This is a genomic window from Lentzea sp. HUAS TT2 (genome assembly GCF_051853195.1).
GTDB lineage: Bacteria > Actinomycetota > Actinomycetes > Mycobacteriales > Pseudonocardiaceae > Lentzea.
The window spans coordinates 2,530,205-2,550,577 of record NZ_CP196667.1 but is presented as its reverse complement, the minus strand read 5'-3'; the positions used below and the strand labels follow the sequence as shown (position 1 = coordinate 2,550,577).

The following is a 20,373-nucleotide window of genomic DNA, read 5'->3' as shown; positions in this document are numbered from 1 at the left end:
CTAGCGGGACATGGCCTTGAGCAGCGAGTGCTGGGCGTCGTCGTGCCCGAGCTCCCACATGAACGTGCCGAGCAGACCGCGTGCGCGAGCGAAGTCCGCGCGGATCCCGATCGATCGCGGGTTCTCGTACGACACGAACTTCTTCTCCGCCGCGTTGTACAGCCACGGCGACTGCGCGACCGGGTGCCAGTACTCCTTCCAGCCCGGCGTCGCCTTCAGCTTCAGCGCCTCGTCGTAGCCGTCGACCCAGAACGCGCTGTCGTAGGCCTGGTAGAGACCGTGCTGCGGGCCTTCGGTCCTGACGTTGAAGCCGCGGCCGTAGAACGGCGTGCCCAGCACCATCTTGCGCGGCGAGACGCCGTGCCGTTCGTAGTAGTCGATGGCGCCGACGACGTTGTTCCACTTGCGGTCGGCCGCGGGCATCGGGTCGTTGGCGACCTCGCGGAACCCGGCGTTGAACGTGGCCACGGGCGAGAAACCGGTGCCCAGGTCGTAGGTCATGACATTGATGAAGTCCATGATCTGCGACAGCTCACGCAGTTCGAACGACTTCGCCGGGTCGTACGGGCCGTCGGTCTGCAGCCTGCCGGCGGGCAGTGCGGCGGTGACGAGCTTGCGCGAGCCCAGCGCCTTGCGGAAGTCGCGGGTCAGCAGCGTCATGTTGCGCTTGTCCTCGGGGCGGTCCGTGATCTCCGCCGGGCCGCCGTAGACCGGGAACTCCCAGTCGAGGTCGATGCCGTCGAACGTGCCGTCGCGGAAGAACAGGTCCACACAGGACTGAACGAGCGTCTTGCGCGAGGCAGGAGTCAGTGCGGCGTCGGAGAAACCGCCCGCACCCCAGCCGCCCAGCGAGATCAGCGCCTTCAGCGAGGACTTGCGCTTCTTCAGGTCGCGGATGTCCGCGAAGTCCTTGGCCGCGGTCACCGCCGGCATCACGCACTTGCCGTTCTCGATGAGCGAGAACGCGTAGAACAGGTGCGTGATCGGCGTGTCCGAGGGGATCGACGAGATCGGCTTCGAGCCGCTGTACCAGTTCCCGTAGTAGGCGCCCACGATCTTCCTGGGCGAGGCGTCGGCGACACCGATTCCGGCCGAGACGGAAAGCGCGGCCAGGGTGACCGCCAACCCCTTGCGGAACAACGACATCACGCGCCTCCAGTGGTCCAGACCACTAGCAACCTAGGGCCGGTGTCCGGCCTGCCGCAAGACCGCCAGCAGATACGCCTCCAACGATGCGGCGTCCGCGAGGTCCGGCCGGGTCAGCGCGCGGTAGAAAAACGCACCTCCGAGGACGTCCATCACCATGGAGAGGTCGGTCCCGGGCGGAAAACCGGGACGCATCGCCTCCTGCATCGCCGCCCGGCGGGGAGCGATGAACAGGTCCCAGTACCGCTGCACCAACCCGAAGTGGTCGGCGGAGGCACCGATGATCCGCCGCAGCAGCAACACCGCCTGCGAAGACGACATCATGTGCGCGTACGCCCGCACGGTGTCCTCGACCGGCGTGACCGCGATCCGTTCCGGATCGAGCTCCGGCAGGCCGCGCGGCAGTTCCATGACGCTGAGCAGCAGGTCCTCCTTCGTGGCGAACCGGCGGTAGACCGTCGCGCGGGTCACCCCGGCGCGACGGGCCACCTGCTCGATCGACGTGCCGTCGAGGCCGCGCTCCAGGAACAGCTCGAAAGCGGCCGTCAGGATCGCGTTGTCCGCCTCGGGGTCGCGGGGACGCCCAGCACTTCGTTCAGCCACGCGGAAAGCCTCTCGGGGGAAGTCGGGCCGCGCCAGGCGAGGTGCCCGTCGGGGCGCACCAGCAGCGTCTCGCCTGCGCGTTCATGGTGCACGACGTCGCCGAGCCGTTCGCGCGCCACCTCCAGGCAGGTCTGGGGCCCGCCAGCACCCATCTGCCCGCCTTCGCGAACAACGGCACGCGCGGCCCGCCCAGCGGACCCGAATACCGCACGTCCAGCTGTGAGGTGGCGCGGATCAGCTTCCGTTGCACCGCACCGATGTTCAGCGCGGGCCAGACGACGTTGTTCCGGAAGATCCGCGCGGCGCGCCCGGAGCCCAGGACCATCCGCGTCGCGGGCGTGGTCGACCTGAACACCTGCGCGCCGATCGGCCTGCGTTCGGCCTCATAGCTGTCCAGCAGCTGTGCGGAGGCGTTGCCCCGCACGACGAGCGCGAGCTTCCAGGCCAGGTTGTCCGCGTCGCCGAGCCCGGTGTTCATGCCCTGGCCGCCGAGCCCTCGACGTCGTGGCCGGTCCGTCGGCCGCGTCCACGACCCGTACCCCTTCCACCCCGAACTGCCGGAGTCCGCACGCCAGCGCCAAGCCGGTCGGACCTGCCCCCCATCGATGACAATACAAATACAGTACAGATCTGTATTTAAACCACGTCAGCAAAAAACCCGCCTGCCGGAACAGACGGGCTTTCGCCTGAGTCAGCGCTCCACGCGGGGGATGATCTGCGTCGAGTCGTCCTGGATCTGAGCCTGCATGACCTGCGTGATGTCGTCCGCCTCGGCCTGCACGAGCGTCTTCTTCTCCCTGCGCGCCTTGATCACCTCGATGATGATCGGCACGACCGACAGGAAGACGATGGCGAGCAGCGTGATCTCGAGGTTGTTCTTGATGAACGACACCTGGCCGAGGAAGTAGCCCAGGATCGTCAGACCCGCGGCCCACGCCACGCCGCCGATCGCGGAGTACGTGAAGTACTTCTTCGGGTCCATCTTGCCGACACCGGCCATCGCCGTGATGAACGTGCGGACGATCGGCACGAACCGGGCGAGGACGATGGCGCGCGCGCCGTACTTGTCGAAGAACTCCTGCGTCTTGTCGACGTACTCCTTCTTGAAGATCTTCGACTCGGGCTTGCTGAACAGCGCAGGGCCGGCCTTCGCGCCGATGTAGTAACCGGCGACGTTGCCGACGAACGCGCACACCGTCAGCAGCACGCAGACGAGCCAGAGCGGGGTGTCGATCGTGCCTGCCGCGACGAAGAGACCCGCCGTGAACAGCAGCGAGTCGCCGGGCAGGAAGAAACCGACGAGGAGCCCGCACTCCGCGAAGATGATGAGGCACAGCCCGATGAGCATGTACGGGCCGAGCCCGTTCAGCAGAACGGTGGGGTCCAGCCAGTCAGGGCCCAATGCAATCGTCACGGCGACAACGGTACAGGTCAGCTCAGGGTGATCACTGCGGCCACCGTGCCCGCTGCCAGGCCCAACAGCAGCGCGAGGCCCAGCACCCACCACGCGGACATGCGTGCGGGACGGTCTTCGTCAATTGGGACAGGTACGGCAAATCCGGCATTCGTGCTGGTCGCCTGCGCTCGCAACGCGTCGGTCACCAGTCGTTCCGGATCGTCCGCCATCCACCTATTCCTTGACCCACTCGCCCCTGACCATCACGTCCCTCGGCTTCAATTCTGCATCGAGGACGACGATGTCCGCAGCGAGTCCGGCCTCGAGCTTGCCCGTGTCGAGGCCGAGCAGCTCGGCTCCGCGGGTCGAGGCGGCGTGCGTTGCCTCCACGAGCGACAGTCCGCACGAGTTCACGGCGTTGCGGAACGCCATGTCCATCGTGAGCGTGCTGCCGGCCAGGGAAGCGCCTCCTGCCAACGTCGGCACCCCGTCGACGACGCGCACTTCCAGGCCGCCGATGTCGTACACGCCGTCGCCGACGCTCGCCGCCGCGATGGCGTCGGTGACGAGGACGGTGCGCTGGAGGCCCGCGTGGCGGGCGGCGAGGCGGACCGCGGTCGGGTGCAGGTGCACCAGGTCGCAGATCAGCTCGACGGTCACGCGTTCATCGTCCAGCAGCGCGCCGATCGGGCCGGGCTCGCGGTGGTGCAGCGGGCGCATGCCGTTGAACAGGTGCGTCGCCACGGACGCACCGGCGTCGACGGCCGGCCTGACCTGCGCCTCGGTCGCGTCGGTGTGGCCGATGGCGGCGAGGACGTTGTTGTCCACGAGCTGACGCACGGCTTTGACCGCGCCTTCCAGCTCGGGCGCGATGGTGACCATGCGGATGGTGCCCTTGCCCGCGTCGAGCAGCTTCGCCACCGCGGTCTGCTCCGGCGGGCACAGGATCGCCGGGTCGTGCGCGCCGCAGCGGGCGGCGGACAGGAACGGGCCCTCGAGGTGGACGCCGGCGACGACGCCCTCCTGCACGAGCTCGGCCAGTGCCGACACCTGGTCCGCGAGCTCCGGCACGGGACGCGTGACCAGTGAGGCCAGCATCGTCGTGGTGCCGTGCTTGCGATGCGCCGCCGCGGCCTTCCGGACCTTCTCCGGGTCGCTGCTGGTGAACGCGGCACCGCCACCGCCGTGGCAGTGGATGTCGACGAAACCGGGCACGATCGTGCAACCGCTGACGTCGTGCGTCTGGCCGTCGGGCGCGGCGCCCTCACCGACCGCGGCGATCCGGCCGTCGTGAACGCTGACCCACCCGTTCTCGAGCACTCCGCCCGGCGTGACGACCCGACCCCCGGTCAGGATCACGTCGACAGGTCCACCCCACGTGCTCATCACGCCTCCAGCGTGTCGATGGCCAGCAGCGCCGCGCCGAGGAAGCCCGCCTCGTCGCCGAGCGCCGCGAGCCGAAGCTCCGGTCGGCGCTGGAAGGCGATCAGCCCGTCCAGCCTTTCCTGCAGGGGCTCCACCAGCAGGTCTCCTGCGAGTGCGAGCCCACCGCCGAGCACGATGGCCTCCGGACCGAGCAGCGTTGCCAGCACCAGGATCCCCCTGGCGAGCGCGTCCACGGCCTCGTGCCACACGGCGACGGCGTCCTGCTCCCCGTCCCGCACCCTGAGTGCGACCTCAGCAGCGCCTTTGACGGGGGTGCCGGTACGTGCGGTGTACCGGCGGGCGATCGCCGCGGAGGACGCCACTGTCTCCACACAGCCGATCTGGCCACAGGCGCAGGGCACGCCGTGGCCGACGTTCACATGTCCGATCTCGCCCGCGAACCCGTCGCCGCTGAAGATCTTCCCGTCCAGCAGCAGCGCGCCGGCGATCCCGGTGCCGATGGGCATGATCACCGCGTTGCGCAGGTCCTTGGCGGCACCCATGCGGCATTCGGCCAGGCCCGCGGCGCGCACGTCGTGACCGAACGCGACGGGGACGCCCAGTCGTTCGGTGAGGACAGTGCTGAACGGGAACTGGCTCCACGGCAGGTTCGTCGTGTACACGCCGACGCCGTTCGCCTCGTCCACGATGCCCGGCGCCACGATCCCCACGGCGTCGATCTCGTGCTCGGAGGCGTTGCTGAGCTCGTCGACGAGCTCGGCGATGACGTCGAGGAGAGGCTCCAGCTCGCCGGGAGTCGCCCGGCGGGCGTGCTTCTGCGCCGCCACCGCCTCCGAGGTCCCGGTGACGAGCGCCGCCTTGGTTTCGGTGCCACCGATGTCAACGGCGACCACGTGTCTGCGTGCCACGGGAACTGATCCTGCGGCATCGAGGCCCTATTGGTCTATACCAAGTACCGATTTGGGCTCGTGGTCTTACGAGCTGAAACCGCCCGCACCGGACGAAACGGGCTCAGCTGGGGAGACGGTGAAGTTTGCTTACTGTTCCGACTACCCGGCCATGATCTTCTGGAGGGCGTCCAGCGCACGGGACGCCGTCGACTTCACGGTGCCCTTCGAGATGCCCGTGGCCTCGGCGATCTCCGCCTCGGACAGGTCGCCGTAGTAGCGCAGCACGAGCACCTCGCGCTGGCGCGGCGGCAGCTGCTGCAACGCCTTGACCACGGCCTGGTGCTCCGCGGTCAGCATCGCCAGCGACTCGGCCGAACGTGCGTTCGCCACGTGCGGCGGGATGTAGTCGCGGGCCGTCTTGCGCCGCCGCAGCACGCTGCGGGAGCCGTTGACGACGGCCGTGCGGAGATAGCCGACGGCGGCCTGTGCGTCGCGCAGGCCCTTCCAGTTGCGGTGCAGGCCGGCGAACGCCTCCTGAACCACGTCCTCGGCCGTGGACGGCTCGTCCACGAGCAGCAGCGCGAGCCTCACGAGGCGCATGCGGTGCTGCTTGTACAGGTCTTCGAGCGTGAGGGGCCCTGTGGGAGGTCCTGCGACGCCGTCCTTGATTCGCAGGTTGGTCAGGGTGTCCTGCACGGTGCGCGGAGTTTCTTCGCCAACCACAAGGTAGGACGGTACCGGTCACCGTCGCTACGGTGGTCGCATGGCCCGCTTTGCAGTCGAATTGGTGTTCGGTCCCGACCGTGAGAAGCGTCTCTCGGTACGCCCCGAACACCGCGAGTACATCACCTCTCTCGTCGAGAAGGGCGTGGTCCTCGCCTCAGGTCCGTACGCGGACGACACCGGCGCGTTGATCATCTACGAGGCGGCGGACGAGGCCTCGCTGAAGGAGATCATCGCCGCCGACCCCTACACGCCCGCGAACGTCGCCGAGTGGCACATCCGCGAGTGGAACGTGCTGCTCGGTCTTTGGCTCAACGACTAGCTGCCTGCCCGCCCGGCCCGACCAGCCCCGATGTGTCCTGCTGTGCCATCTGGCGGTCGGCGTCCGCCACCTCGGCGACCGCCTGGCGGTCCACGACCATCGGCGTGAACGCGCGGAAGTACTTCAGAGCGCCGACCCAGCCGGGGACGTGGACCGCCTTCGCGCGCTTCTCGATGCCCTTGACGACGGCCCTGCCGACGTTGCGCACGGGGTACTTCTTGCTCGCCAGTCCGGGCATGCCCTGGCGCAGCTTGCCGAACACCGGGTGCTCGTCGGCGCTGTTGACCATGTCCGTGGAGATCCACGAGAAGTACGCGGTGCCGACGTCGACGCCCAGGTGCCTGACCTCGGCGCGCAGGCTGTCCGCGAACGCCTCGCAGCCCGCCTTCGCTGCCGAGTAGGCCGCGTTGCCGGGGATGTGGACGATCGCGGCGAGCGACGAGACGACCAGGCAGTAGCCGCGGCTCTTGATCAGGTGCGGCAGCGCCGTGCGGACCGTGCGCCACACACCGAGCAGGTTGACCTCGATGACCCGTTCGAACGCCTTCGGGTCCATCGAGCGGATGAACCCGGTGGCCGCGATGCCCGCGTTCGCCACCACGACGTCGATGCCGCCGAAGTGGGCGGCGACCTCGTTCATCACGCGGTCGAGCACGTCCCAGTCGGTGACATCGGCTTCCCACGCCTTACCGCCGGTCTCCCGCGCGACCTCTTCGAGCTGGGCCTTCTCCAGCCCTACGAGCGCGAGACGTGCCCCGCGCGCGGCCAGCTGCCTCGCCACCTCGGCGCCGATGCCCCTGGCCGCGCCGGTGATCACTACCACCTTGCCCGTGACGTCCATGCTCGTCACGGTAACGCAACCTACTCCCGGTAAGCTACTGGCAAGTTAAATTGCGCTGAGGCGATCGACCTCGGCCTGTGTGAGCTCCAGGGTCAGCACCCCGACCAGGTCGCTGAGCTGCTCCACCGTGCGCGCGGACGCGATCGGCGCGGCCACCGTCGGCTGCTGGGCGAGCCACGCGAGGGCCACCGACGCGACCGAGGTCTCGTGCGTCTCGGCCAGTTCGTCGAGCACTTCGAGGACCTGCAGGCCGTGCTCGTCGAGGTACTTCGAGGCCGCGCCGGCCCGTGCGCTCTCGACCTCGACGCCCGGCCGGTACTTGCCGCTCAGGAAGCCCTTGGCGAGCGACGAGTACGTCAGCGTCGCGAGGCCGAGCTTCGCCACGGTGTCCTGCAGGTCGCCCTCGAACTTGTCGCGGCTGACCAGGCTGTACTCGGGCTGCAGCGCCACGAACCTCGCGAGGCCCTCGCGTTCCTGGATCTCCAGCGCCTTCGCCAGCCGTTCGGCGGAGAAGTTGGAGGCGGCGATGTACCGGACCTTGCCGTCGCGGACGAGCTGGTCGTACGCCGCGAGGGTCTCCTCCAGCGGCGTGTTCTGGTCATCGAGGTGGTTGTAGTAGAGGTCGATGTGGTCGACGCCGAGCCGCTTCAACGAGCGTTCCGCGGCGGTCAGCACGGTGTCGCGCTTCTGGTTGTTGAAGCCGGGAAGCATGCCGACCTTCGTGGCCACCACGATCCGGTCGCGGTCGCCGCGCCCGGCCAGCCACCTGCCGATGATCGTCTCCGACTCGCCGCCGGAGTTGCCCTCCGCCCAGGCCGAGTACGCGTCGGCGGTGTCGACGAAGTTCCCGCCGGCCTCGACGTAGGCGTCGAGCACGGCGAACGACTGGTCCTCGTCAGCGGTCCAGCCGAACACGTTGCCGCCCAGGCAGAGACGGGACACGTTCAGGTCGGAGGTGCTCAAGATCGGCATACTGCGAAAGGTAGTACGCCGCGACGATTGGGGTTCGCATGCTGGGAACGTTCGGGGTCTGGGGCTCGCACCAGGAATGGGCCGGGAGGATCGGCGAGGTCGAGGCGCTCGGGTACGGGGCGTTCTGGATCGGCGGCTCGCCGGACGTCTCCGTGGTCGAGGACGCGCTGAACACCACCGAGTCGATCACGATCGCGACCGGCATCGTCAACGTGTGGCAGAGCGAACCGGAGGTCGTGGCCGCCGAGTTCCGCCGACTCGCGAGCGACAGGTTCCTGCTCGGCGTCGGCGTCGGGCATCCTCAGCTCGACCAGGCCTACGAGAAGCCCTACGACAAGCTCGTGTCCTATCTCGACCGGCTCGACGTGCCGGAGGACCGGCTGGTGCTCGCCGCACTCGGCCCGAAGGTGCTCAAGCTCGCCGCCGACCGGACCGCGGGCGCCCACCCGTACCTCGTGCCGGTCGAGCACACCGCCGAGGCCCGCAAGGTGCTCGGCGACAAGCTCCTCGCACCCGAGGTGACCGTGGTCGTCGAGGAGGACGCGGAGGTCGCGCGGGCCATCGCGCGCGAGAAGATCTCGTTCTACTTCTCGCTCACCAACTACACGAACAACTGGCTGCGGTACGGGTTCACCGAGGAGGACATCAAGGGGTCGGACCGCCTCGTGGACGCGTTGGTCGCGCACGGCAGCCCGGACCAGGTGGCCGCGAAGCTGCGCGCGCACGTCGACGCGGGTGCCGACCACGTGGCCGTCCAGTCGCTGAACGGCCACTACGCGGAACTGGCCGGCGCCCTCGGGCTCAAGCGCTGATCTCGACGCCCTTCCAGAACGCCACGTGGCCCTTGATCTGCTTCGCCGCTTCCTTCGGCTCGGCGTAGTACCAGGCCGCGTTGGTGTTCTCGGCGCCGTCTACCTGCAACGAGTAGTAGTTCGCGTCGCCCTTCCACGGGCAGTGCGTGGTGTGGTCCGTCGGCTTCAGCACGGCCGGGTCGACGGACTCCAAGGGGAAGTAGTGGTTGCCTTCGACCACGACGGTGTCGTCGCTCGAAGCGATGATCTTGCCGTTCCACTGAGCAGTTGCCATGTCATCCACTATCCCCCTACCGGCGAGTAGTGCAGACCGGCTGGTCAGCTGGTACTTGATCGATCACTCTGTGAGGGCGGCCACTGTTACGGCCCCGTGACACCGGCTCGTAGGATGCGGACTGACACCCGTTCAGGGCGCCTGAGGAGGACCACCGATGCCCATCGCAACTCCCGAGGTCTACGCGGAGATGCTGGACCGGGCCAAGGCGAACGAGTTCGCCTACCCCGCCATCAACGTCACGTCGTCGGAGACGCTCAACGCGGCTCTGCGCGGCTTCGCCGAGGCTGAGAGCGACGGCATCATCCAGGTCTCGACCGGCGGTGCCGAGTTCGCCTCGGGCACCAAGGTCAAGGACATGGTGACCGGCGCCGTGGCGCTCGCGGAGTACGCGCACGTCGTCGCGGCCAAGTACCCCGTGAACATCGCGCTGCACACCGACCACTGCCCGAAGGACAAGCTCGACGGGTACGTGCGTCCGCTGATCGCCATCAGCCAGGAGCGCGTCGACAAGGGCGGCAACCCGCTCTTCCAGTCGCACATGTGGGACGGCTCCGCCGTCGCGCTGGACGAGAACCTCCAGATCGCGAGCGAGCTGCTCGACCTCTCGGCCAAGGCGAAGCTCGTCCTCGAGATCGAGGTCGGCGTCGTGGGTGGCGAGGAGGACGGCGTCGACAACGAGATCAACGACAAGCTCTACACGACCGCCGAGGACTACCTGAAGACCGTCGAGGCCCTCGGCTCCGGTGAGAAGGGTCGCTACCTGCTCGCCGCGACCTTCGGCAACGTGCACGGCGTCTACAAGCCGGGCAACGTGAAGCTGCGCCCGGAGATCCTCAAGCAGGGTCAGGACGTCGTCGCGGAGAAGCTGGGCCTCCCGGCCGGCTCCAAGCCGTTCGACCTCGTCTTCCACGGCGGCTCCGGCTCGTTGCTGGAGGAGATCCACGAGGCCGTGTCGTACGGCGTCATCAAGATGAACATCGACACGGACACGCAGTACGCGTTCACCCGTCCGATCGCCGCGCACATGTTCGCGAACTACGACGGTGTGCTGAAGGTCGACGGCGAGGTCGGCAACAAGAAGGTCTACGACCCGCGCAGCTACCTCAAGGCCGCCGAGACGGCCATGGGCGCCCGCATCGCGCAGGCGTGCGAGCACCTCAAGTCGTCGGGCCGCATGATCGCGGGCTGATTTCTGATCGCACGCGGGGACCTTTCGTACTGCATGAGAGTACGAAAGGTCCCCGCGTGCGGTTCGGGGGCTCAGCGGAACGCGGCCACGTGGCGGGCGGCCCAGTCGGCGAACGTGTGCGGGGCGCGGCCGAGGACCTTCTCCACGTCCGGGCTGACGCGCTGCTCGTGCTCGGTCGGTGCGCCGAGGATGTCCAGGGTGTCGTCGGCGAGCTCGCCCGGCATGAGGTGTTCCAGGCGCGCCTTGGCCTCGGCGCGGGTGAGCTCGTGGAACGCCACCGGTTCGCCCAGTGCCGCCGCGATGGCCGCGGTCTGCTCGCGCGGCGTGATCACCTCCGGGCCGGTCAGCTCGTAGACGCCGCCGTCGTGCCGGTCGTCGGTCAGGCAGGCGGCCGCGACCTCCGCGATGTCCAGCGGGTCGAGGATCGGCAGTCCCACGTCTCCGAACGGCGCGGCGACCGACCTCTGTGCGCGGACGGACTCGGCCCACCACAGGGCGTTCGACGCGAAGCCGCCCGGCCGCAGGATCGACCAGTCCAGCCCGGAGTCGCGGACGACGTCCTCCAGTTCGCGCGTCGCGATCCGCGTCGGCCCGAACGGCCTCGTCGCCACACCCTGCGTGGACAGCAGGACGATCCGCCTCACACCGCTCGCCTTCGCGTGCCCGACGACGTCGGCCGGAGCCGCACCGACCGCGTGCAGATCTCCGGACAGCAGCACGAACAACGCCTTCGCCCCCGCCAGCGGGAGCGAGTCGGGACGGGCGAGGTCGGCTTGCACGTGCCGGACGCCGGGAGGCACCTCCGCCGCGTGCCGCGACACGGCCGTCACCTGTTCGCCGGCCTCGGCCAACGCCCTGGTCAGCGGCCTGCCGATGTTCCCGGTCGCACCGGTTACCACGATCATGTCCAGCTCCTTCGTCGATGTGGGCACGACGCTAGGAACCGGGCTTACATTTCGTAAGGACGTACCTCTGGGTAAGCTCCCGACATGGCGGTCGGAGCTCAGTTCACGCGCCCTGAGAACAACGGGCGCTATGACGTGTTTCACACCAACTGCCCCGCGCGCGAGATGGTCGACCACGTCACCAGCCGCTGGGGCATCTGGGTGCTGATCTCGTTGCAGACCAACGACCTGAGGTTCTTCGAGCTGCGCGACGGCATCCAGGGCATCAGCGAGAAGATGCTGTCCCAGACGTTGCGCGGGCTCGTCGAGGACGGCCTGATCTGGCGCAGGGTCGAGCCGACGACCCCGCCCCAGGTCACCTACGGGTTGACCGAGTTCGGGCGGGACGTCGGCGAGCCGCTGGCCGACCTGTTCGGCCGGATCACCACCAGGCTGTCAGCCCAGCTTGAGGCGTGACGCGATCAGCTGCGTCTCCGGCCGGTGGATCAGCATGTCCCCGGCCGTCCACAACACCGCCAGCAGCACGGCCGTGACCGCCGCCGACGAGAACGAGATCGGCGGCCCCCACAGGTACTCCTGCTGGAACCAGATGCCGACGTACCCGACCGTCGTGACAGCAGCCGACCCGAGCACGGCCGCGGCCGGTGTGGGCATCTTGACCACGTGCGCCGCGTCGATCGCGAGCCCGACGAGGATCAGGAACAACGGCACGGCGGACTTCGGGAAGTCGATCCCGGCGAGCATCGGCCAGATCAGGCACCGGTAGGCGACGTACCCGGTGGCGACCACCGTGGCCGCCCAGCGCCTGTCGATCGTGCGCCGCGCGATGACCAGCACGAGCGCCGCCGCGACCAGCCCCCACACCGGGTAGACCCAGTCCGCGATGGGCAGCGCGAAGTGCACGACCGCCTCGCGTCCGACCGGCACACCCAGCTGGTCAGCCGCGAACTGCAGCAGAATGGGTTCGGCCTCGGCCCGGCCGCTGTCCCAGGCCTGCAACGCGCGCACGCCGTACTCCTGGTGCTGGTTGGGGAACCAGACGTTCTCCAGGAAGAAGAACCACAGCGCCGTCAGTCCGAGAGTCCGCGCGTTGCCCGCGGGGTAGTACTTCATCCACCCGCGGATCGCGCCGGCCAGCATCACCGCCGTACCCAGGTAGAGCAGCGCGTGCGACCCGCTCCAGCTCGTGATGTCGAGCCCGTTGATCCGGTGGTTGATGATGTCGATCGGCAGGGCGATGAGGAAGATCCCGCTGCCGACCTGCATCAACCGGATGGTCAGCTTGTCGCCGCCATAACCGGTGAACGTGTGGAACAACGTCAGCGCGACCACGATGACCGTGCCGACCGTGTTGATCAGGTGCGGCGGCGCCAGGTCGTCGCGCAACCACTTGAAGTGCCACGAGACGTCCCACGACGACCCGATCAACTTGAGCAGGAGACCAACGAGCCACAGCTGGTAGAGCTGCTTCGTGAGCGCTGGTGGTGTCTCCCTGCCGGGCGCGCCCCGCTCCCAGTACTGGTCCCTGAACCGCCTTGCCCCCTCAATCATCCGAACATCATGAGCTGACCAGTGGGGTCCAGCTAGGTCGAACGCCCCTGGTTTTACCCTGATGTTTCCAATTCGTGTGCACGATGGAGTGAACGAAGTTGAAGTCCGGTGGGGTGGATCGGCAAGGTGCACGGCCATGAGCTCTGACAGTTACGACGATAGGTACAAGGCGACCACGAAGCAGCGGATCATCGCCGGGGTGCTCGTCACCGTGCTGCTGCTGGCCGTTGTGGCCGCCGTCATGAGGATGTTCATCTAGCCCGGTTCGGTGCATGCGGCACGATGGGCCGCATGGTTGAGAATCTTCTCGGGCCCGAGCCGACTCGTCTTCCCGAACGCTCTGAGGCGCAGGCTGCTGCTGACGGCGGTACTGATCCGGGGAAGATCGTTCGGGCCTATCCGGACTTTTCCGAGGCTTGGGCGTTGCTGGCCGAGCGTGCGTTGCACGCCGGGGATCCTGTTGCCGCTTATGCCTATGCCCGTACCGGGTACCACCGGGGGCTCGACCAGTTGCGTCGGGCCGGGTGGAAGGGGTTCGGGCCTGTGCCGTGGGGGCATCGGCCGAACCAGGGGTTTTTGAGGGCGTTGGCCGCGTTGGCGTTGGCTGCTCGGGAGATCGGGGAGGACGAGGAGTGGGAGCGGTGCTCGAAGTTTCTCGCCGACTCTGATCCTGAGGCTCCGGCTGCGCTGGGGCTGGCCTGATCACCGCGCGCTGAGGACGGCTCGCCTTCGGCCTCGCGTGCGGCCGGGTGTGAGGTTGCTTGCCCTTGCCGCAGGTTGTGACTGGTGGCCGTTGGTTCGAGACTGGCGGCTTGCAGTGATGTACCAGCGGGCGGGGTGAGTGGTGGGCGCGGTCAAGGATGCGGTCGGGCGTGGGCTTGGCCGGTGGCGCGGGGCCGCGTTGCCGATCGTCCAAAGTGCCCTGTCCGCGGGCCTCGCCTGGCTCGTGGCGACCCTCGTCATCGGGCATCAGCACCCGTTCTTCGCGCCGATCGCCGCCGTCGTCTGCCTCGGGGTCTCCCTGGGGCAACGGCTGCGGCGCGTCAGCGAACTGGTCGTCGGCGTCTCGGTCGGGGTCGGGGTCGGCGACGCGCTGATCAGCTGGATCGGCAGCGGGCCCTGGCAGATCGCGCTCGTGGTCGCGCTGGCCATGTCGGCTGCCGTGTTGCTGGACGGCGGGTCGGTCATCGCGTTGCAGGCCGGGTCATCCGCTGTCCTCGTGGCCACCCTCCTGCCGCCCAGCGCCGGTGGTGGGTTCGACCGGATGATCGACGCGTTGACCGGTGGGCTCGTCGGGCTGGCCGTGGCGGCGCTGATTCCGGCGAACCCGATCACGGTGGCCCAGCGGCAGTTGAAGGCGCTGACCAACATGCTCGGCGGGGCGTTGCGGGACCTTGCCGGGGCGTTGGAGGAGAAGGACTCGGTCAAGGCCGCCGGGGTGCTCGCCGAGTTGCGGACCAGTCAGACGACGATCGACGACTACAAGTCCGCGTTGCAGACCGGGCGTGAGATCTCGCGGATCGCGCCTATCCGGTGGCGGTCCAAGGACGAGCTGAGTCGGTATCAGACCGCGGCTGGGCCGGTGGACTACGCGATTCGGAACACTCGGGTGCTCGCGCGGCGGGCCATGGCGGCGTTGAAGGCCGACGAGCCCATTCCGGACGGGGTGCCGGACGTGCTCAAGGACTACGCGGACGCCGTGGACTGCTTGAAGGGCGAGCTGGAGAAGGGGCTGGAACCAAGGAAGACTCGCGAGGCCGTGCGGGACGCCGCGCGGGTGCTCACCGCGCGGCGTCTCGGCGGGGACGGGTTCTCCTCCAAGGTCGTGCTGGCGCAGATCCGCAGTGTCGCGGTGGACCTGCTGCAGGCGACCGGGCTCAGCCGGAGTGAGGCGATGGAGGCGTTGCCGCCGCTCAGCCCTCCGGCCGGTTCAACAAGCCCAGCAGAAGAGAGTGCACCTGTTCGTGATCGCGAGGATCGGACAGGACGCACGAACCACCCGTGATCGCGTACCACTCTTCCGCGCCTTCATAACGGACCAGCGCGCGGAGCTTTCCGTCGTCGGAGAGTTCCGTGCACAGTTCCAGGTCGCCTGTCACGACGCCGACCTCGTCGGTCATCACGCCGCCCGGGCCCGCTACGAACAGCGCGGAGAGTGAAGCCATCAGCAGGTGCTCAGCATGCTCGTCAACGCCGCCTTTTCCGCAGAATCGGTCTTGAGGCTGTACCGGTACTTGGTGTGTACCCACATTTTGGCGTACGTGCAGTAGTAGGACGTCAGCGGCGGCTTCCACGTGCCGGGGTCCTGGTCGCCCTTGGACTGGTTGACGTTGTCCGTGACCGCGATGAGCTGCGGTCCGGACATGTCGTTGGCGAACGCCTGGCGCTGCGCCGTGGTCCAGGCGTTCGCTCCTGACCTCCAGGCCTGCGCCAGCGGCACGATGTGGTCGATGTCCACGTCGGAGGCCGCGGTCCAGGTCGCGCCGTCGTACGGCGAGAACCAGCGGCCAGAGGTGGCCGCGCACGACGAGTCCGTCACCACGTTCGTGCCGTCGCGCTTCAGCACGGCCTCGCGGGTGTTGCAGCTTCCCGACTGGGTGATCCAGTGCGGGAACAGATCGCGTGAATAGCCCGTCATCGAGCCCTCGGTGGCGACCGTCAGGCCGGCCAATTCGGACTTCGCGGTGGCGGCACTGGGGATGTTCGGCGGTGTCGCGAGTGCAGGGGAAACAAAACCAATGGTGAGAGCTGCGGTGGCAACTAAAACACCAATGGTTCGGTTAACTTTTGACATCGTCCCGACCTTCCTTGTTGGAAAGTGATCGGGACCTACCCTCAGTCACATTATGAAATTAGGCAATGCCTTCGAGTGACACTCAAGTGAATGACAGGCGGACGGCTAGACGCCTCGTACGAGCCTCAAGTCCTCGGTGTGGCGGTACCAGGTCCACTTGTCGACGGGGCGCGGGTGCTTGTGGCCGTCCAGGACCGCCGTCGTGGGCAGGCAGCCGAGCTGGAACGCGCGCGGGCGGCTCACCTTGACCCTGGAGCCGATCAGGCGCTTGTTGATGATCCGGATCTGCAGCCCGAGACCGCCGTCCGGGTCCGGCGTGCACTCGATCCGGGAGGCCTGGCCGCGCAGCACGTTGTCCGCGTCGCTGTAGCCGACGCCCCGAACGGGCGACAACACGCCGAGACCCATCAGCACTCCGCCGACGTCGTCGCGGACCAGCGGGACGGGATCTACGTCACCGTTCAGAGCGACGTCGAGGGCCCGTGCCGGGTCGGTCGAAAGCCCCCAAAGTGCGGCAACGGACGAATCGGCGACGGGCACGTAACCCAGTGCCACCGAGCCGAGCTTTTCCTTGCGCAGCAACCTGAGCGCGACCGCGGCGAGGTCGGCGTCGGTGCCGGCCACGACGATCCGGTCGGCGTCCAGATGGTGGTCGACGTGGTCCTTGCCGGGACGGGCCGGGACGACGTGGACGTCGTCACGTTGAGCGATCATTGGCAACTGCGTGTTTCCGCAGGCCAACACGATTCCGCGCACGGTCATCTCCTGGTCTACCCTCACTTACCGGCATTCGCTCGAACCAGTCCAAGTGCTTGGAGTTTCACATGCCGGCCGTCGTGCTGATCGGTGCCCAGTGGGGCGATGAGGGCAAGGGCAAGGCCACCGACATCCTCGGTGAGCGTGTCCAGTGGATCGTTCGCTACCAGGGCGGCAACAACGCGGGTCACACCGTCGTCCTCCCGGACGGTCAGAAGTTCGCCCTGCACCTCATCCCGTCCGGCATCCTCACGCCCGGCGTGAAGAACGTGATCGGCAACGGTGTCGTGGTCGACCCCGGCGTGCTGCTCACGGAGCTCGCGGGCCTGGAGGAGAAGGGCGTCGACACCAGCGGTCTGCTGATCTCATCGGACGCGCACTTGATCATGCCGTACCACGTGGCCATCGACAAGGTGACCGAGCGCTACCTGGGCAAGGCGAAGATCGGCACGACCGGCCGCGGCATCGGGCCCGCCTACCAGGACAAGCTCGCCCGCGTCGGCGTGCGCGTGCAGGACCTGCTGGACGAGAAGATCCTCCGGCAGAAGGTCGAGGCCGCCCTGGACTTCAAGAACCAGGTGCTGGTCAAGGTCTACAACCGCAAGGCGCTCGACCCCGAGCAGGTCGTCGACCAGGTGCTGGAGCACGGTCAGCACTTCGTGCACCGCATCGCCGACACCCGCCTGCTGCTCAACCAGGCGCTCGACCGCGACGAGATCGTCGTGCTGGAGGGCTCGCAGGGCACCCTGCTCGACGTCGACCACGGCACCTACCCGTTCGTCACGTCGTCGAACCCGACCTCGGGTGGCGCGACCGTCGGTTCCGGTGTCGGCCCGACCCGCATCAGCACCGTGATCGGCATCCTCAAGGCCTACACGACCCGCGTCGGCTCCGGTCCTTTCCCGACGGAGCTCAACGACGACATGGGCGAGTACCTGCGCAAGCAGGGCGGTGAGTTCGGTGTCACCACCGGACGCTCGCGCCGCACCGGCTGGTTCGACGCCGTGATCGCCCGGTACGCCTCGCGGGTCAACGGCATCACCGACTACTTCCTCACCAAGCTCGACGTGCTGTCCGGCCTCGAGAAGGTGCCGGTCTGCGTCGCGTACGAAGTGGACGGCCGCCGCACCGACGAGATGCCGATGACGCAGACCGACGTGCACCACGCCGTCCCGGTCTACGAGGAGCTGCCGGGCTGGTTCGAGGACATCTCCTCGTGCCGCACGTTCGACGAGCTGCCGGCGAACGCCAAGGCCTACGTCGAGTACCTGGAGAGCATCATCGGCGCCCGCGTCTCGGCGATCGGCGTCGGTCCGGGCCGCGACCAGACGATCGTGCGCCACGACGTGCTCAGCTGAGAGCTCTCTCCCGGGCCTCGACCAGCGCGTTCTGCGTGGCCTCCAGCTGGTCGAGGCCCTTGATGAACTCACTCGCCATCGAGCCGTCGTCGGGGCCGGAGTCCCGGAAGACGACGAGGCACGACCGCGTGCCGTTCTCCATGGCCCGCAACCCCTCTGTCCACGTGGTGGCGATCTTCGGGTCCGGTGGCAGCGGGAAGGGCTCGCGCAGCACCGGGCCGAGCTCCTCGCACCCGGCCGCGATCGCGGCCGGGTCCGCGGCCCGCACGCCCGCGAACACCTTGTCCTGGGCTCGCACCACGGCCATCATCCGGTCCCAGCCGCCACCGTAGATCCAGGTGTTCACGGCCTCGTCGGTGTCGAACTTCGTCTCCGTCGGCGGCGCCGCCTGCAACGAGGTCGCCGTCGACGCCGCGTGGGGCCACCACGCCGCGGTCGCGACACCCAGGACCGCGATTCCGGCCGCCCAGAACGGCCGTGAGCGGGCGTAGCCGCGCTGGAGGCCGTAACCACCCGCGATCAACGCCGCGAGCGTTCCCAGGACCGGCAGGACCTGGTGCGGCCGCGTCGCGAGGACGCTGTCGACCTCGGACCCGTTCAGGTGCGTCAGCCAGATCGCCGCCGTCCCCGCCAGCCCGATCAGCCACGCCGTGAGCAACGCTCCCACCCGGTCCGTCCGCGCCACCGCCACCGCGACCAGTTGGACTGCCACGACGGCGATGATCTGCCAGGCCGTGGCGTCCAGCGGCGTTCCGGACGAGCCGAGCAGCACCACCGCGGCGGCGGCCGCCACACCGCCGATCACGCCGGCCAGCGCGGCGAACCGGGGGAACTCGCGGCGCAGCACCAGCGGCACCAGCCACAGCAACGCCAGCGCCACCACCGTCGGCACCCGGTTGAAGTTCAGCAGGAACGGCAGGACCACGGCCTTCGTCACGGAGGCGTCGAGCAGGTCCAGGACCGGTATGACGTTGTTGCGCCAGACCGCCTCGGCGATGCGGATCTCGGAGAACCACGACAGCAGCGTGAACGTGACGAAGGCGATCGACGGACCGAGAACCCAGCCGTGCCAACGGGTTCGCACGAGAGTCGCGCAGTGTCCCGCCCAGACCGTCACGAGCGTGGCGGTGCCGGCCAGGGCGAGCGAACCGAGAACGGTGTGGAGGCTGATCGGGACGAAGTTGTGCGCGTCCAGCCGGTCACCGAGCACGATGCCCAGGCCGACGGCGAGCCCTGGCACCGCGAACGTGCCACGACGCGGCCCGAAAGCCGCACCGCGCCAGGCGATCAGACCTATGAGCGCGGCCATCGGCACCGCCCAGACGACCCGCATGATCAGGTGCGACCCGTTGCCCTCGTGGTACCAGGTCAGCTCGTGCAGCGCCGCCACCGTGTGACACCAGGCGACCTGCACGGCCAGTGCGCTGCCGAGCGTCTCCCAGAAACCCGGCCTCAGCAACGACTTCGGGTCCCGCATGACGGCACGGCGCCGCGCGGGCGCCGGGTGGTGGCCGAACCAGCGGCGCAGACGTCCGGTGTGCGGCAGCAGCCGGTACGGGTCGGGATCGCCCGTCCAGTGCACGACCAGCGCGTCCGCCTGCTTCTCGCGCGCCCGCAACACGGCGACGCGAGCCGCGAACGCCACGCCCACCAGCGCGATCAGGTGCCACAGCACCGCCCAGGTGTACGAGCTGTCCGGGACTCGGGGCATCCGGAACGGGGTGACCGCCCACAGCGGCTGGAACAGTGTGAGCACGTACGGAGTCAGCACCGCGACGACGTAGGCGCGCCAGATCGCGAGCGTCGCATAGGTGATCCCGACGTCTTTGCGAACGTGCGCGAGTTCGTGCAGCACGATCGTGCGAAACGACTCGGGCTCGATGCGGCGCAACGCCATCATGCCGACGTTGAGCGCCACGTACTTGCGTCGGTGCGTGCCGAACGCGACACCGCCCGCGCGCACCTTCGCCCGGTCCAGCAGGAAGATCGGTGCCCTGGCCAGCCCCGCCTCCGCGACCAGTTCGGCGAGCGGTTCGGCCAGTTCGTCGGGAACGGGAACCAGGTTCCGCCGGTAGCGCACCCATGCCGGGCGCAGCACGTAGATCAGCAGCGCCACCGAGAAGAGCAGCACCAGCCCGCCGGTGAGCCACACCGCCCTGCCGCCGAGGAAGGCGGCCATGCACGCCCGATAACCGTCCCATTTGGACTCGTCGGGATCCACCGCCATGGTCGTGGTGAGGTACAGGCCCGACTGCACCTGGCAACGGGCGCGATCGAGCGAGGTCGGCGCCGGCCAAGCGGACGCGAACTGGCCGAAGATCAGCAGCGTGGTCGCGACCGCCAGCAGCACCAACGACGCGAATCGAAGCGTGGTACCCGAAGGCACCCCGGGTCTGTCCCCCTCATCCATCCCTGCATGTTGATCGTCGCGGACCGCGCTGTCACTAAGCCG

At 68.4% G+C, this 20,373-nt stretch carries 24 protein-coding genes and 1 pseudogene; 8 read left to right on the top strand and 17 right to left on the bottom strand.

The genetic code is table 11. The annotated features are described in order from the left end of the window. From ACSHWB_RS12700 to ACSHWB_RS12660, 9 genes and pseudogenes are all read right to left on the bottom strand, one after another. A complete protein-coding gene (locus ACSHWB_RS12700; RefSeq protein ID WP_439662232.1) occupies positions 1 to 1,146 on the bottom strand; it encodes a glycoside hydrolase family 18 protein in 1,146 nt (381 codons plus the stop codon). A 33-nt stretch (positions 1,147 to 1,179) separates the two neighbouring features. Further along, entirely contained in the window at positions 1,180 to 1,749 is a 570-nt protein-coding gene (locus ACSHWB_RS12695; RefSeq protein ID WP_439662231.1) for a TetR/AcrR family transcriptional regulator, read from the bottom strand. Continuing rightward, on the bottom strand, positions 1,692 to 1,901 hold the full coding sequence (locus ACSHWB_RS12690) for a hypothetical protein (protein WP_439662230.1): 210 nt from the start codon (positions 1,899 to 1,901) through the stop codon (positions 1,692 to 1,694). Before ACSHWB_RS12690 ends, ACSHWB_RS12695 begins: the two co-directional genes overlap by 58 nt. Positions 1,902 to 2,152: 251 nt before the next feature. Further along, positions 2,153 to 2,227 (bottom strand): annotated as a pseudogene (locus ACSHWB_RS12685) (FAD-dependent monooxygenase); the annotation flags it as partial. 213 nt (positions 2,228 to 2,440) lie between these two features. Then, the gene (locus ACSHWB_RS12680) at positions 2,441 to 3,157 is read right to left on the bottom strand and encodes a DedA family protein (protein WP_439664582.1); all 717 of its coding nucleotides are present in this window, start codon (positions 3,155 to 3,157) and stop codon (positions 2,441 to 2,443) included. Between the two features lie 23 nt (positions 3,158 to 3,180). Further along, positions 3,181 to 3,375 (bottom strand): hypothetical protein, encoded by a 195-nt coding sequence (locus tag ACSHWB_RS12675; RefSeq protein WP_439662229.1) that lies wholly within the window; start codon positions 3,373 to 3,375, stop codon positions 3,181 to 3,183. Positions 3,376 to 3,379: 4 nt separating this feature from the next. Beyond that, positions 3,380 to 4,531 (bottom strand): N-acetylglucosamine-6-phosphate deacetylase, encoded by a 1,152-nt coding sequence (gene nagA / locus ACSHWB_RS12670; protein ID WP_439662228.1) that lies wholly within the window; start codon positions 4,529 to 4,531, stop codon positions 3,380 to 3,382. Then, on the bottom strand, positions 4,531 to 5,439 hold the full coding sequence (locus ACSHWB_RS12665; protein ID WP_439662227.1) for an ROK family protein: 909 nt from the start codon (positions 5,437 to 5,439) through the stop codon (positions 4,531 to 4,533). Before ACSHWB_RS12665 ends, nagA begins: the two co-directional genes overlap by 1 nt. Before the next feature lie 141 nt (positions 5,440 to 5,580). Next, positions 5,581 to 6,144, bottom strand: coding sequence for a SigE family RNA polymerase sigma factor (locus ACSHWB_RS12660; RefSeq protein ID WP_093595593.1), 564 nt, complete (start codon positions 6,142 to 6,144; stop codon positions 5,581 to 5,583). Positions 6,145 to 6,184: 40 nt separating this feature from the next. On the opposite strand from ACSHWB_RS12660, the gene ACSHWB_RS12655 reads away from it, so the two are divergent. Further along, positions 6,185 to 6,466, top strand: coding sequence for a YciI family protein (locus ACSHWB_RS12655; protein ID WP_439662226.1), 282 nt, complete (start codon positions 6,185 to 6,187; stop codon positions 6,464 to 6,466). Here ACSHWB_RS12655 and ACSHWB_RS12650 read toward each other — a convergent pair. Both ACSHWB_RS12650 and ACSHWB_RS12645 read right to left on the bottom strand, forming a co-directional pair. Continuing rightward, positions 6,456 to 7,307, bottom strand: a complete 852-nt coding sequence (locus ACSHWB_RS12650; RefSeq protein WP_439662225.1) for an SDR family oxidoreductase — start codon at positions 7,305 to 7,307, stop codon at positions 6,456 to 6,458. The two genes, ACSHWB_RS12655 and ACSHWB_RS12650, sit on opposite strands and share 11 nt — an antisense overlap. A 45-nt stretch (positions 7,308 to 7,352) precedes the next feature. Next, complete coding sequence (locus ACSHWB_RS12645) at positions 7,353 to 8,279, bottom strand: aldo/keto reductase (protein WP_439662224.1); 927 nt, start codon at positions 8,277 to 8,279, stop codon at positions 7,353 to 7,355. A gap of 38 nt (positions 8,280 to 8,317) precedes the next feature. Here ACSHWB_RS12645 and ACSHWB_RS12640 point away from each other — a divergent pair, with 38 nt between their 5' ends. Then, the gene (locus tag ACSHWB_RS12640) at positions 8,318 to 9,091 is read left to right on the top strand and encodes an LLM class F420-dependent oxidoreductase (protein WP_439662223.1); all 774 of its coding nucleotides are present in this window, start codon (positions 8,318 to 8,320) and stop codon (positions 9,089 to 9,091) included. Here the strand turns inward: ACSHWB_RS12640 and ACSHWB_RS12635 are convergent. Then, positions 9,081 to 9,365 carry a DUF427 domain-containing protein gene (locus ACSHWB_RS12635; RefSeq protein ID WP_439662222.1) on the bottom strand — a complete coding sequence of 95 codons (285 nt, stop codon included), beginning with the start codon at positions 9,363 to 9,365 and terminating at the stop codon, positions 9,081 to 9,083. The two genes, ACSHWB_RS12640 and ACSHWB_RS12635, sit on opposite strands and share 11 nt — an antisense overlap. Positions 9,366 to 9,522: 157 nt before the next feature. On the opposite strand from ACSHWB_RS12635, the gene fbaA reads away from it, so the two are divergent. After that, positions 9,523 to 10,557: a class II fructose-bisphosphate aldolase gene (gene fbaA, locus ACSHWB_RS12630; protein WP_439662221.1), complete on the top strand. Its 1,035-nt coding sequence runs from the start codon at positions 9,523 to 9,525 to the stop codon at positions 10,555 to 10,557. 71 nt (positions 10,558 to 10,628) lie between these two features. Here fbaA and ACSHWB_RS12625 read toward each other — a convergent pair whose 3' ends face one another. Further along, positions 10,629 to 11,462: an SDR family oxidoreductase gene (locus tag ACSHWB_RS12625; protein WP_439662220.1), complete on the bottom strand. Its 834-nt coding sequence runs from the start codon at positions 11,460 to 11,462 to the stop codon at positions 10,629 to 10,631. Between the two features lie 84 nt (positions 11,463 to 11,546). Between ACSHWB_RS12625 and ACSHWB_RS12620 the strand changes: the two genes are divergently transcribed. Further along, a complete protein-coding gene (locus tag ACSHWB_RS12620) occupies positions 11,547 to 11,918 on the top strand; it encodes a winged helix-turn-helix transcriptional regulator (RefSeq protein WP_439662219.1) in 372 nt (123 codons plus the stop codon). Here ACSHWB_RS12620 and ACSHWB_RS12615 read toward each other — a convergent pair. Further along, positions 11,898 to 13,013, bottom strand: coding sequence for a hypothetical protein (locus ACSHWB_RS12615; RefSeq protein ID WP_439662218.1), 1,116 nt, complete (start codon positions 13,011 to 13,013; stop codon positions 11,898 to 11,900). The genes ACSHWB_RS12620 and ACSHWB_RS12615 overlap by 21 nt on opposite strands. 136 nt (positions 13,014 to 13,149) lie before the next feature. Between ACSHWB_RS12615 and ACSHWB_RS12610 the strand changes: the two genes are divergently transcribed. The 3 genes from ACSHWB_RS12610 to ACSHWB_RS12600 all read left to right on the top strand — a co-directional run bounded on the left by ACSHWB_RS12610 (position 13,150) and on the right by ACSHWB_RS12600 (position 15,018). Continuing rightward, positions 13,150 to 13,272: a hypothetical protein gene (locus tag ACSHWB_RS12610; RefSeq protein ID WP_330271993.1), complete on the top strand. Its 123-nt coding sequence runs from the start codon at positions 13,150 to 13,152 to the stop codon at positions 13,270 to 13,272. 32 nt (positions 13,273 to 13,304) lie between these two features. After that, complete coding sequence (locus ACSHWB_RS12605) at positions 13,305 to 13,715, top strand: DUF3151 domain-containing protein (RefSeq protein ID WP_439662217.1); 411 nt, start codon at positions 13,305 to 13,307, stop codon at positions 13,713 to 13,715. A 142-nt stretch (positions 13,716 to 13,857) separates the two neighbouring features. After that, positions 13,858 to 15,018: an FUSC family protein gene (locus tag ACSHWB_RS12600; RefSeq protein ID WP_439662216.1), complete on the top strand. Its 1,161-nt coding sequence runs from the start codon at positions 13,858 to 13,860 to the stop codon at positions 15,016 to 15,018. Between the two features lie 159 nt (positions 15,019 to 15,177). On the opposite strand, the gene ACSHWB_RS12595 is transcribed toward ACSHWB_RS12600, so the two are convergent. Continuing rightward, a complete protein-coding gene (locus ACSHWB_RS12595; RefSeq protein ID WP_439662215.1) occupies positions 15,178 to 15,807 on the bottom strand; it encodes an HNH endonuclease family protein in 630 nt (209 codons plus the stop codon). A gap of 105 nt (positions 15,808 to 15,912) precedes the next feature. After that, positions 15,913 to 16,521: a hypothetical protein gene (locus ACSHWB_RS12590; protein ID WP_439662214.1), complete on the bottom strand. Its 609-nt coding sequence runs from the start codon at positions 16,519 to 16,521 to the stop codon at positions 15,913 to 15,915. Between the two features lie 110 nt (positions 16,522 to 16,631). Here ACSHWB_RS12590 and ACSHWB_RS12585 point away from each other — a divergent pair, with 110 nt between their 5' ends. Beyond that, positions 16,632 to 17,921: an adenylosuccinate synthase gene (locus ACSHWB_RS12585; protein ID WP_093595627.1), complete on the top strand. Its 1,290-nt coding sequence runs from the start codon at positions 16,632 to 16,634 to the stop codon at positions 17,919 to 17,921. Here the strand turns inward: ACSHWB_RS12585 and ACSHWB_RS12580 are convergent. Next, positions 17,914 to 20,331: a M48 family metalloprotease gene (locus ACSHWB_RS12580; RefSeq protein WP_439662213.1), complete on the bottom strand. Its 2,418-nt coding sequence runs from the start codon at positions 20,329 to 20,331 to the stop codon at positions 17,914 to 17,916. The two genes, ACSHWB_RS12585 and ACSHWB_RS12580, sit on opposite strands and share 8 nt — an antisense overlap. Positions 20,332 to 20,373: the final 42 nt, after the last annotated feature.